The organism is Mycobacterium kyorinense, assembly GCF_002101735.1.
In the GTDB taxonomy this organism is placed as follows: domain Bacteria; phylum Actinomycetota; class Actinomycetes; order Mycobacteriales; family Mycobacteriaceae; genus Mycobacterium; species Mycobacterium kyorinense.
In genome coordinates, this window is sequence record NZ_LQPE01000096.1 from 1 (window position 1) to 11,632 (window position 11,632).

The window sequence follows — 11,632 nt, forward strand, 5'->3', positions numbered from 1 at the left end:
CGCTCCACCAGCCCTGCGGGCCGCTTCACGCCGTCACCTCACCGTGGGTATTTTCCGGTCAGCGTGCGCGGTTGTACGCCGATGCGCCGCGAATGGCGTACATGTGTGCACGCTCGGCGCGGGTCGCCCGTACCGACGAGCTAAACTCGTTGCCGTGGTGCTCTTCTTCGAGATCATGCTGGTCACGGCCGTCGTGGTCATTACCTGGTTTGCGCTGTACGCGCTGTATCGGCTGATCACCGACGAGTCGTGACTGACCGTGCGGGTTCTGGCGATCGCGCGGTGGCAGCCGCCGCCGAACGCGCCAAGGTGACCGCGTCCCGCAACATCCCGGTCTTCGACGACCTGCCGGGCCCCGCCGACACCGCCAACCTGCGCCAGGGCGCCAACCTGCACGACGCCTTGTTGGCGTTGCTGCCTCTGGTCGGGGTGTGGCGCGGTGAAGGCGAGGGCCGCGGCAGCCACGGCGACTACCGGTTCGGCCAGCAGATCGTGGTCAGCCACGACGGTGGCGACTACCTGAACTGGGAGGCCCGGTCGTGGCGGCTCACCGACTCCGGGGACTACGACGGGCACGACCTGCGGGAGACCGGCTTCTGGCGCTTCGTCATCGACCCCAACGACCAGACCGAGTCGCAGGCCATCGAGCTGCTGCTGGCCCATTCTGCGGGCTACGTCGAGTTGTTCTACGGCCGGCCGCGGACCCAGTCGTCGTGGGAGTTGGTCACCGACGCGCTGGCGTGCAGTAAGTCCGGTGTGTTGGTCGGGGGCGCCAAGCGGCTCTACGGCATCGTCGAGGGCGGCGACTTGGCCTATGTCGAAGAACGGGTGGACGCCGACGGCGGGCTGGTACCGCACCTCTCAGCGCGGCTCTCCCGCTTCGCGGGCTAGCGGTCAGCGTCCAGACATGGGACGGCCCCCGAGCCGTAGTTCCTGGTTGGACAGACCGGAGGCTCGGGGGCCGGGTGACTGCGGGGAATTCGCCAGCGCGCGCAGGTGATTCCAGCCGCTCGCGCTTAACGCGCAGCCACCTCACAAGTCCATAAGCCAATCAATTTGCGGACCACCTCCTTCCCTGTGTACGGCCGACCGTACCGCTAACCGGCTGGGGCCACAACTGAATTCAGCGATCGCTGAGAATCGCGGCGTCAACCAGCTCGCTGAATTCGGCGGCCATCGGCGCGGGAGGCAACAACCGGCCGTCCAGGGTGTGTACACGCGCGGCCAGCGTCATACTCGATACAAGCCAAATCCCTTGCGCATCAAAGAGATCCGATACCCGAAGGGCGCGGTAGTCGCAGTCGTAGCCTTTGGCGCGGGCGACTTCGAACAGTGCCTGCTGAGTAGTGCCACGCAGAATCGGATACCACGGCGGCGGCGTCAGCAGGCAACGATTTTCCGCGGCGATCACCACCGTGGACCGCGGACCCTCGAGGACATAGCCGTCGGAGCTGACGAAGATGACGTCGCCGGCGCCGTGCCGGGCGGCGTGCCGCAGCGCCGCCATGTTGATCGCGTACGACAGGGTCTTGGCGCCCGCCAGCAGCCACGGCATCGCGTCGACACCGGTGGACGGCAGTTCGCGAGGCAGGGTCAGCGCGGCCACCCCGTCGCGGCGTGCGGCGCCCACCCTGGCCGCGACCGGGTTGACCGTCACGTACGCCGTCGGCGCCGAACCGCGCTCCCTGCCGCGGCTGTAAACCAACCGCATCGCGCCCTCGTCGGCGGTGTCGGCCGCCCAGCTGCGCGCCGCCGCATCGATGGCGTGCCGCCAGGCGGGCAGGTCGGGCTCCGGCAGGTCCATCAGCTTGGCCGACAGGGTCAGTCGGTCCAGATGCGCCTCCACGAGGCACGCCCGGCCGTCGCGGACCAGCAGGGTCTCGAAGACGCCGTCGCCACGTACCGCGGCGAGGTCGTCGGCGAACAGCAGCGGCGTCCCCGGCGGATGGATCTCGCCGTCGAGCGTGACGACCACGCCCGGGTGGTCTGTCATGTCCGAAGAGCCTAATCGTCGTGCCCGTAGAGTTGGGATGTGCCCGCAGTTCCCGCCCCCGACACCGGCCCGGATGCCGGCGCGACCTGGCATTACGGTGACCCGCTAGGTGAGCAGCGGGCGGCCGAGACCGATGCCGTGCTGGTGGACCGCTCGCACCGCAAGGTGCTCACGCTGACCGGCGCCGACCGCCAGACCTGGCTGCACAGCATCTCGACCCAACACGTCAGCGAGCTCCCCGATGGCGCCAGCACCGAGAACCTCAGCCTGGACGGGCAGGGCCGCGTCGAGGACCACTGGATCCAAACCGAACTGGGCGGCGTCACCTACCTCGACACCGAGCCCTGGCGCGGCGAGCCGCTGCTGGACTACCTGCGCAAGATGGTGTTCTGGTCCCACGTCAGCCCTGCCGCCGCCGACCTCGCGGTGCTGTCGCTGCTGGGTCCGCGGCTGGCCGATCGACCGGTTCTCGACGCTCTTGGCGTCGATGCGTTGCCCGCCGAGATGCTGGCGGTGCCGCTGCCCGGCGGCGGCTTCCTGCGCCGAATGACCGTTGCGCAGGCGGGCAAGGTCGAGCTGGACCTGGTGGTGCCGCGCGATGAGGCGCCGCTGTGGCGAAACCGCTTGGTGCAAGCCGAGATTCGGCCAGCCGGGGTGTGGGCCTATGAAGCGCATCGGGTGGCGGCCGTGCGCCCACGGCTCGGAGTCGACACCGACGAGCGCACGATCCCCCACGAGGTGGGCTGGATCGGCGGCCCGGGGCTGGGCGCGGTCCATCTGGACAAGGGCTGCTATCGCGGCCAGGAGACCGTCGCGCGCGTGCACAATTTGGGCAAACCGCCGCGCATGCTGGTGCTCTTGCACCTGGACGGCTCGGCGGATCGGCCCTCGACGGGCGATGCGGTGCAGGCCGGCGGGCGCTCCGTGGGCCGGCTGGGCACCGTCGTCGACCATGTCGACCTCGGCCCCGTGGCGCTGGCGCTGCTCAAACGGGGCTTGCCCGCCGGCACCGAGTTGGGCACGGGCGCCGACGCCGGCGTGACCGCAGTCATCGACCCGGATTCCTTGCCTCCGCCCGATGCGGTCGGCGCCGGGCGGGCGGCCGTCGAGCGGTTGCGCGGCACCGGCCGAGGACAGTAGTACTGGTGGGTAGGGCAGGCCAGCACCCACCCGCGGGGCACGGTAAACTGTCGGCAGGACAATAAATTCACTGACAGATCGGAGCCGCCTTCTCTTGGGCCGCTCCGTTATTGCGCGAGGGGGTTCCCCCATGGGCCGCGGCCGGGCTAAGGCGAAGCAGACCAAGGTTGCTCGAGAACTGAAGTACAGCACCCCGCAGACCGATTTCGAGCGGCTTCAGCGCGAGCTGTCCGGGTCGAGCGCCGACGACGCCGCCCAGCGCGACGGCGACGAGCCGTTTCCGAGCGACCCCTGGGCCGACGAAGACGACTGGCGTCGCTAAATCCATGGCGTCGACCCGCTGCGCCCGGCTCCGCCGCGCTTGCGATCGCCGCTAAACAATGGCGAGCCGCTAAAACCTCGGGTGCTGCCCGACGAGTTTGGCTCGGGGGCCTTCTTTTCCGCCCTTGCTGACGGTGCCCAGCACCCAGCAGTCCAAGTGCCGCGCCGTCAAGATGGCCAGAGCCCGGTCGGTGTCCTCGGGGGCGACGACTGCGACCATGCCGACACCCATGTTGAACGTCTTCTCCATCTCCGCGCGCGTCACCCGTCCGCGCTGCGCGATCATCGCGAACACCGGCGCCGGCGTCCACGTGCCGCGGTCCACCTCGGCGACGAGCCCGTGCGGGATGACGCGTTCCAGGTTGCCGGCCAGCCCGCCGCCGGTGATATGGCAGAAGGTGCGGACGTGGGTTTCGGCGGCCAGCGCCAGACAGTCCTTGGCGTAGATCAGGGTGGGCTCGAGCAGCTCCTCGCCCAGCGTGCGGCCGAACTCCTCGACGTAGCCGGCCAGGTTCATCCGGTCGATCTCCAACAGGACCTTGCGGGCAAGCGAATACCCGTTGGAGTGCAGCCCGGACGACCCCATCGCGATGATGACGTCGCCGGGCTTGACGCGCTCGGGACCCAGCACATCGTCGGCCTCGACGACGCCGACGGCGGTGCCCGAGATGTCGTAGTGGTCCGGTTCGATCAACCCCGGGTGCTCGGCGGTCTCGCCGCCGAGCAGCGCGCAGCCCGCCCGCATGCACCCATCGGCGATGCCGGCGACGATGGCGTTGAGCCGTTCGGGCACGATCCGGCCCAACGCGATGTAGTCCAACAAAAACAGCGGTTCGGCGCCGCAGACCACGAGGTCGTCGACGACCATCGCGACCAGGTCCAGGCCCACGGTGTCGTGCTTGTCCATCGCCTGGGCGACCGCCAGCTTGGTGCCCACCCCGTCGCTGGAGGCGGCCAGCAGCGGCTCGCGATAGCCGCTGCGCAGCGCGAACAGCCCGGCGAAACCGCCCAGCTTGCTGCGGACCTCCGGACGAGTGGCCTTGGACGCCAACGGTTTGAACAGTTCGACGGCGCGGTCGCCGGCTTCGATGTCTACCCCTGCTTCTGCGTAGGTAATGCCCTGATTACCGGGGTCTTTTGCAGTCATCGCGATCAAGGCTACCGGTCGGCACCCACGCAGCGGGCCGCCGCCATGGACTACGGATGCCGCAAGACGGAGGCCTGCTCGACCTCGGGCGATACCTCGGCGGTCCGCGCCGTGGCCCCGCGTGCCGCGGTGGCCAGCATGTGCTCGATGACGTTCTTGCCGAGCGCCGTTTCACTGGGCAGTTCGATCGGGTACTGGCCGTCGAAGCAGGCCGAGCACAACCGCGAGGTGGGCTGCTCGGTGGCGGCGATCAGGCCGCGCAGCGAGATGTAGCCCAGCGTGTCGGCGTTGATGGCGTGCCGCACCGCTTCGAGCATTTCGTCTTCGTCTTCGACGGCATTGGCGATCAGCTCGGCCGGCGACGGGAAGTCGATGCCGTAGAAGCAGGGCCACTTCACCGGTGGCGACGCAATCCGTACGTGGACTTCGACGGCGCCGGCCTCGCGCAGCATCCGTACCAGGGCGCGCTGGGTGTTACCCCGCACGATCGAGTCGTCGACGACGATGAGCCGCTTGCCGCGGATGACCTCTTTGAGCGGGTTGAGCTTGAGCCGGATGCCGAGTTGGCGGATGGTCTGCGACGGCTGGATGAACGTGCGCCCGACGTAGGCGTTCTTCATCAGGCCCTGCCCGTAGGGGATGCCGGACTCCTGCGCATAGCCGACCGCGGCGGGGGTGCCGGACTCGGGGACGCCGATCACCAGGTCGGCGTCGATCGGGCATTCGCGGGCCAGTCTGCGCCCGATCTCGACGCGGGCGCCGTGCACCGAACGGCCGGCGAGCGTGCTGTCCGGCCGGGCCAGGTAGACGTATTCGAAGATGCAGCCCTTCGGGGTCGGGTTGGCGAAGCGGCTGGAGCGCACGCCGTCGGCGTCGATCGCCAGCAGCTCGCCGGGCTCGATGTCGCGGACGAACGAGGCGCCGACGATGTCCAGCGCGGCGGTTTCCGACGCCACCACCCAGCCGCGGTCCAGCCGCCCCAGCGACAGCGGTCGCACCCCGTGCGGGTCGCGCGCCGCGTAGAGGGTGTTTTCGTCCATGAAGGTCAGGCAGAACGCGCCCCGCACGGTCGGCAGCAGTTCCAGCGCCGCCTGCTCCAGGCTGGAATCGGCCGCGCCGTGGGCCAGCAGTGCGCCCAGGATGTCGGAGTCGGTGGTGGCCGCGCCCGGCACCCGGGTGTTGATCAGCCCGGCTTCGCGGGCGCGGGCGACAAGTGCGGTGCTGTTGACCAGGTTGCCGTTGTGGCCCAGCGCCACCCCGGTGCCGGCGGCCGTGTTGCGAAACACCGGCTGGGCGTTCTCCCAGGTGGTGTTGCCGGTGGTGGAGTAGCGGCAGTGGCCGATCGCCACGTGGCCTTCCATGGCCGCCAGCGTCTGTTCGTCGAACACCTGGCTGACCAGGCCGAGGTCCTTGAACACCAGCACCTGCGAGCCGTCGGCGACCGCGATGCCGGCGGCTTCCTGGCCGCGATGCTGCAATGCGTACAGGCCGTAATAGGTGAGCTTGGCGACTTCTTCGCCGGGCGCCCATACGCCGAATACGCCGCACTCTTCGCCGGGCGGATTTTCCTCGGGCAGCGGCTGCTGGGCGGTCACGATGTGGCGGCTCCCTGGGGCGCGATTGGTGACGTAACGGAGTCTACGGGGACGACGGTCGTGTCACCGAATCGGACGAGCGTGTTGCGCCTCTTGCTAACGGCTCAGCGCGAAAGATCGTTCCCTCAAGGTGTCAGCCGTCGCGTGTGTCACAAAAGTCACAAGCTCACCAGGGGCAGCCAGGCCGCGATCTCGCCGGCCCGCGATCCGGACAGGCGCAGCGCGCCAGTGGACTGCGCGTCGGGCACGGCGAGCAGCCCGGTGGCCAGCAAAAGCCATGTCCTCGGGTCGGTTTCGACGACGTTGGGCGGGGTGCCTCGGGTGTGGCGTGGCCCGGCGACACATTGCACGGCAACGAACGGCGGGATGCGGACCTCGACGCTAGCGCCGGGCGCCTGCTCGGCCAGGGTGCGGGCGGTGAGCCGCACGGCGACCGCCAGCTCGGTGCGGTCGGGCGCGGGGCGGCTGTCGTCGCGCAGCCACCCCTCGACGGCCAGGACCGCGTGGCGGGTCTGGGCCGGGTCGGCTTTACGACGCGCGGCCATGCGCCTGTACGGCCAGCGCCGCGGCGGCGCCGGCCTCGTTGATCGCCAGATGTGCCAGCATCGGGGCCGCCAGGCTGCCGGAACGCTCGGCGAGCCAACCGAATACCCAGCCGGCGATCCCCGTGGCCACAACCGTGGGCAGCATCGGTTCGCCGGTGGCGCGGGCATCGGCGATATGCGAGAGCCCGAACGCGGCGGCCTGCAGCAGCCTTCCGCCTGTGTCACCGAAAGCTGTTCTGGCCGCAGCACTTAACGCCCCGCGGTATGCGGCCTCCTCCGCCCAGACCGTGCCCACGGGTATCCGCAACAGCAGCCAGACCGGTGTCGGCCGCGGCAGCTCCCGGTCGGCCATCGACAGCCGCACGACCGGCACCGCTGTCGTCGTCGCGACGCCGGTCGCTGCGGGCAGCGCCGCCGCGGCCCCGATCCGCAATCCCGTCCACAGCCGCGGCGGGCAGAGCCCCAGCGGCGCGCGGGTCACCAGGACCAGCAGCCCGGCCAGGCCGGATTGCGCCACCACGCGCCACGGCATCCGAAGCCGGGGACCGACAAAGCTCCAGCCGACCAGAGCCGCGGCCAGCGCTAGCGCTCGAAAAGCCTTGGAGTGCATCAGTGTTCGGGTCCGTCGGCACTTTCCGTCTGTTTCAGCGCAGTCCGGATGCGATCGGTGTCGCCCGGCTGCCAACCCTCCGGCGGGGCGACCGCGGCCCAGCCGTCGAGCACGATGTCGCCGTAGTTGTGGCCATGGCCGCCCGGCATGCTTTCGGCGTCGGTCAGGTCGGCGCTGACTTGCCAGAACGTCACCACCGGATACCAGCTCATCGCGGCGGTGCGGTCCTGGCCCGGTGGTTCGACCAGCCAGTCGGGCCGGGAGAACAACAGGTCGGGCGACCACCAGACCACGGGGTCGGAAGGGTGCTGCAAAAACAGCACTCGGGTGCCGTCCCACGGCGGCGCAGCGACGCGGGTGACGTCGTCGCTGGTGACCGCCTCAGAGAACCGCACCGTCCGCCCGTTGTCGTAACGAGGTTGTACCTCCGGGGTACCGGGGTCGCGTCGCACCATCAACGCGTGCCACAACGGGCTTTCGTGCGGCGGGCCGACCCACAGCACGCCGTCGAAGCCCATCCTCGGAATATCGGGCAGGAACCCGAAGGCGCTCTGCCCGGCCATCGAACCCAGGCTTTCGCCGTAGAGCACCAGCTTCGGGCGGTGATCGGCCGGCAGTTGCTGCCAGTAGTCGTGGACGGCGTTGACCAGCGCCCGCCCGGAATCCTTCGACTTCTCCCGGTCGGCCAGAAACGAAATCCAGCTCGGCAGATAGGAATACTGCACACCGACCATCGCGGTGTCGCCGTTGTACATCATCTCGATCGCGCGGGCGGCGACCGGATTGATCCAGCCTGTGCCGGTGGTCGGGACGATGACCAACACCTTGCGGTCGGCGGCGGCGGTGCGTTCGAGTTCGCGGACAAGGATCTTCATCCGGCCGGCGTCGTCGTCGGCGGTGTGCAGCCCGGCATACACCCGGATGGGTTCGCGCGCGGGCCGGCCGTTGATCCGGGTGAGCTCGGCGGCGTGCGGGCCGGTGGCGACGAAGTTGCGGCCCTGATAACCGAGTGTGTCCCAGGGCGCCAATGACATTGGGCTGCCTGACTTTTCGGGCAGCGTTGGCTGGCTCAGGCCTTCGCGGGTTTCGCTGTTCTGCGGCTCGAAGATCTTGTTGGCCCCGGCGAAGAAGCCACGGACCAGGACGCCGTTGATCAAGGTGACCAGCAGCGCCACCACGATCGCGGTGCCGATGAACAGCGCCACCTCGTCATGGATGTGCCAGCGCCTGATCAACATTCGGGCCAGCAGCTTGATGGCGTCGATCAAGACCCGACATGTCGAGACCAGCAACGCACTGACGGCGATCGCGACCATCAGGGTCCGCAGATAGGTCGGCGTCGTCGGGCCTTCGATACCCATCAGCGCCGACACCTGCCGCTGCCAGGATGCGGCGGGGATCAGCATCAGCACACACGCCGCCGGCGAGATGACGACAACCGCCGCCTTAATCCAGAACAGCACCCGCGCCGGCGGCGGCCACCAGCCGGCGTTGCGCAGCACGACGCGGTGCACGGCCTTGCCGAGCACCACGCCCAGTCCGTAGCCGAACGCGGCGTTGATGCCGCCGACCAGCCCCTGAAACAGCCAATCGCGCGGCAGCAGCGACGGAGTCAGCGACAAGCAGAAGAACAACGCGCCGAACGCCACGCCCACAAACTTCAGCCGCAGCAGACTCCACGCCCACACCAGCAGCGGATGCCTGCCACGGGTGGGTAACGCTTCGGCGGTGACGTCGTCGACTGAAGCGCTCATGGAGTTATCCGAACAGTCGCGGCAGCACCCCTTCGGACGTGCTGCGCAGCTCGGCCAACGACACCGTGAACAGTCCCTGGACTTCGACCGAATCGGACCCTTGGTCGACGACGCCGATGCGGGCGGCGGGCAGCCCGCGCGCTTCGCACATCGAGACGAACCTGCTCTCCTCGGTGCGCGGCACGGCCACCAGCACCCGCCCCGCCGATTCGGAGAAAAGAAATGTGAACGGACCTGTACCTGTTTGAAAGTCCTCGGGAAGCACGATGCGGCAACCGGTTTCGCCGGCCAGCGCCGACTCCACCACGGCCTGCGCCAGGCCACCTTCGGACAGGTCGTGGGCCGCCGACACCATGCCGTCGCGGGAGGCCGCGGTCAGCACCTCGGCGAGCAGCTTTTCGCGGGCCAGATCCACCTGCGGCGGCACCCCGCCCAGATGATCGGCGGTGACCTGCGCCCAGATGGAGCCGTCGAATTCGTCGCGGGTGTCGCCGAGCAGGAGCAGCGACTCGCCGGGTTCGGTGCCCATGCCGGTGGGCAGGCGACGGCTGACGTCGTCGATGACGCCCAGCACGCCGACAACCGGGGTCGGCATGATCGGTGTCGAGCCGGTTTGGTTGTAGAAGCTGACGTTGCCGCCGGTCACCGGAATGCCAAGCGCCGCACAGCCATCGGCCAATCCGCGGACCGCCTGGGCGAACTGCCACATCACCCCGGGATCCTCCGGAGAGCCGAAGTTGAGGCAGTTGGTGACCGCGACGGGGGTGGCGCCGGTGGCGGCGACGTTGCGGTACGCCTCGGCCAGCGCAAGCTGGGCGCCGGTATAGGGATCCAGTTGCGTGTAGCGGCCCGACGCGTCGGTGGACACCGCGATGCCGCGGCCGGTGGTTTCGTCGACGCGCAGCATGCCGCCGTCGGCGTGCTCGGCCAGCACGGTGTTGCCACGCACGTAGCGGTCGTATTGCTCGGTGATGAACGCGCGGCTACACAGGTGCGGACTGCCCAGCAGCGCAAGCAAAGTCGCGCGCAACTCGTCGCCGGTGACCGGCCGCGGCAACCCAGTGGACCGGTCGCCGTTCAGCGCGTCCTGCGACTGCGGACGGGCGATCGGGCGCTGGTAAACCGGGCCCTGATGGGCCACGGTGCGCGGCGGCACGTCGACCACCGTCTCACCGTGCCAGCTGATCTTCAGCCGGTCGCCGTCGGTGACCTCGCCGATGACGGTGGCCAGGACGTCCCATTTGCGGCACACCGCCATGAACGCGTCCACATTTTCCGGCGCGACCACCGCGCACATCCGCTCCTGCGACTCGCTGCAGAGGACTTCGGCGGGCGTCATGTTCTTGGTCCGCAGCGGGACGGTGTCCAGTTCGATGGCCATGCCGCCGTCGCCGGCTGACGCTAATTCCGATGTGGCGCAGGCTAATCCGGCTCCGCCGAGGTCCTGGATGCCGACCACCAAGCCGGCGGCGTAGAGCTCCAGGCAGCACTCGATGAGCACCTTCTCCATGAACGGGTCGCCGACTTGCACCGACGGCAGCTTCTTGCGACCCGGTCCGGACTCGTCGCCGGCGAAGGTGTCCGACGCCAGCACCGACACCCCGCCGATGCCGTCGAGCCCGGTGCGCGCGCCGAACAAGATGATCTTGTTGCCGGTGCCCGACGCGAACGCCAAGTGGAGGTCTTCGGTGCGCAGCACGCCCACGCACAGCGCGTTCACCAAGGGATTGCCGGCATAGCAGGCGTCGAAGACGGTTTCGCCGCCGATGTTGGGCAGCCCCAGCGAGTTGCCGTAGCCGCCGATGCCGCGCACCACGCCGTCGAGCACCCGGCGGGTGTCGGGGGCGTCGGCCGCACCGAAGCGCAGCTGGTCCATCACCGCGACCGGGCGGGCGCCCATCGCCATGATGTCGCGCACAATGCCGCCGACCCCGGTCGCGGCGCCCTGGTACGGCTCGACGTAGGACGGGTGGTTGTGCGACTCCACCTTGAAGGTGACCGCCCAGCCGTCGCCGATGTCGACGACGCCGGCGTTCTCGCCGATGCCGGCCAGCATCCCGGCGCGCATCTCGTCGGTGGTGGTCTCGCCGAAGTAGCGCAGGTGGACCTTGGACGACTTGTAGGAGCAGTGCTCGCTCCACATCACCGAGTACATGGCCAGCTCGGCGTCGGTGGGCCGGCGCCCGAGGATGTCGCGGATGCGCTGGTATTCGTCGTCTTTGAGACCCAGCTCGCGAAACGGCTGCGGCTGATCTGGGGTGGCTGCGGCCCGCTCGACGGTATCCACCGCGTGGGTGAGGCCGGACGTCACGGACACAGCTTAGTTACCTCGCGGATGCGCTCATTGGCCGAGTGTGAATCCTGGGCGTCGAGTGTCAGCCCACGACGTTTGCGTGCCGATTGGATGGGTAGCCGCACAGGGTCCGGCAACAACGATCAGCGAGGAGGAGTCATGACACCCTCTGTGTCAACCTCAGAGCTGAAATCAGGCTGCTGCGGCGGCGCTGAGCGCGGGTTGGGCGCCGTT

General features: G+C 69.1%; 10 protein-coding genes. 3 read left to right on the plus strand and 7 right to left on the minus strand.

Annotated elements, in window-relative coordinates; translation table 11 throughout:
- Positions 1-249 precede the first annotated feature (249 nt).
- Complete coding sequence (locus AWC14_RS11265) at positions 250-891, plus strand: heme-binding beta-barrel domain-containing protein (RefSeq protein WP_045380013.1); 642 nt, start codon at positions 250-252, stop codon at positions 889-891.
- Positions 892-1,123: 232 nt separating this feature from the next.
- Here AWC14_RS11265 and AWC14_RS11270 read toward each other — a convergent pair whose 3' ends face one another.
- The gene (locus AWC14_RS11270) at positions 1,124-1,975 is read right to left on the minus strand and encodes an aminodeoxychorismate lyase (protein ID WP_142281670.1); all 852 of its coding nucleotides are present in this window, start codon (positions 1,973-1,975) and stop codon (positions 1,124-1,126) included.
- A gap of 57 nt (positions 1,976-2,032) precedes the next feature.
- Between AWC14_RS11270 and ygfZ the strand changes: the two genes are divergently transcribed.
- Together ygfZ and AWC14_RS11280 are read left to right on the plus strand one after the other, a co-directional pair.
- The gene (gene ygfZ, locus AWC14_RS11275; protein ID WP_045380019.1) at positions 2,033-3,133 is read left to right on the plus strand and encodes a CAF17-like 4Fe-4S cluster assembly/insertion protein YgfZ; all 1,101 of its coding nucleotides are present in this window, start codon (positions 2,033-2,035) and stop codon (positions 3,131-3,133) included.
- Positions 3,134-3,263: 130 nt separating this feature from the next.
- On the plus strand, positions 3,264-3,455 hold the full coding sequence (locus AWC14_RS11280; protein WP_045380022.1) for a DUF3073 domain-containing protein: 192 nt from the start codon (positions 3,264-3,266) through the stop codon (positions 3,453-3,455).
- A 69-nt stretch (positions 3,456-3,524) separates the two neighbouring features.
- On the opposite strand, the gene purM is transcribed toward AWC14_RS11280, so the two are convergent.
- From purM to purL, 6 genes are all read right to left on the minus strand, one after another.
- Complete coding sequence (gene purM, locus AWC14_RS11285; RefSeq protein ID WP_045380025.1) at positions 3,525-4,601, minus strand: phosphoribosylformylglycinamidine cyclo-ligase; 1,077 nt, start codon at positions 4,599-4,601, stop codon at positions 3,525-3,527.
- Between the two features lie 50 nt (positions 4,602-4,651).
- Positions 4,652-6,196 carry an amidophosphoribosyltransferase gene (gene purF / locus AWC14_RS11290; protein WP_057003566.1) on the minus strand — a complete coding sequence of 515 codons (1,545 nt, stop codon included), beginning with the start codon at positions 6,194-6,196 and terminating at the stop codon, positions 4,652-4,654.
- Positions 6,197-6,354: 158 nt separating this feature from the next.
- Positions 6,355-6,741, minus strand: coding sequence for a sterol carrier family protein (locus tag AWC14_RS11295; protein ID WP_045385333.1), 387 nt, complete (start codon positions 6,739-6,741; stop codon positions 6,355-6,357).
- Positions 6,725-7,351: an Rv0804 family intramembrane glutamic endopeptidase gene (locus AWC14_RS11300; protein WP_045385330.1), complete on the minus strand. Its 627-nt coding sequence runs from the start codon at positions 7,349-7,351 to the stop codon at positions 6,725-6,727. The genes AWC14_RS11295 and AWC14_RS11300 overlap by 17 nt, the downstream gene beginning before the upstream one ends.
- The gene (locus AWC14_RS11305; RefSeq protein ID WP_045385328.1) at positions 7,351-9,105 is read right to left on the minus strand and encodes an alpha/beta hydrolase; all 1,755 of its coding nucleotides are present in this window, start codon (positions 9,103-9,105) and stop codon (positions 7,351-7,353) included. The genes AWC14_RS11300 and AWC14_RS11305 overlap by 1 nt, the downstream gene beginning before the upstream one ends.
- Positions 9,106-9,109: 4 nt before the next feature.
- A complete protein-coding gene (purL, locus tag AWC14_RS11310) occupies positions 9,110-11,422 on the minus strand; it encodes a phosphoribosylformylglycinamidine synthase subunit PurL (RefSeq protein WP_193393876.1) in 2,313 nt (770 codons plus the stop codon).
- Positions 11,423-11,632: the final 210 nt, after the last annotated feature.

Coding starts and splice junctions, on each gene's coding strand:
- AWC14_RS11280 (WP_045380022.1), top strand. CDS start 3,264: ATGGGCCGCGGCCGGGCTAAGGCGAAGCAGACCAAGGTTGCTCGAGAA.
- purM (WP_045380025.1), bottom strand. CDS start 4,601: ATGACTGCAAAAGACCCCGGTAATCAGGGCATTACCTACGCAGAAGCA.
- AWC14_RS11295 (WP_045385333.1), bottom strand. CDS start 6,741: ATGGCCGCGCGTCGTAAAGCCGACCCGGCCCAGACCCGCCACGCGGTC.
- AWC14_RS11300 (WP_045385330.1), bottom strand. CDS start 7,351: ATGCACTCCAAGGCTTTTCGAGCGCTAGCGCTGGCCGCGGCTCTGGTC.
- AWC14_RS11305 (WP_045385328.1), bottom strand. CDS start 9,105: ATGAGCGCTTCAGTCGACGACGTCACCGCCGAAGCGTTACCCACCCGT.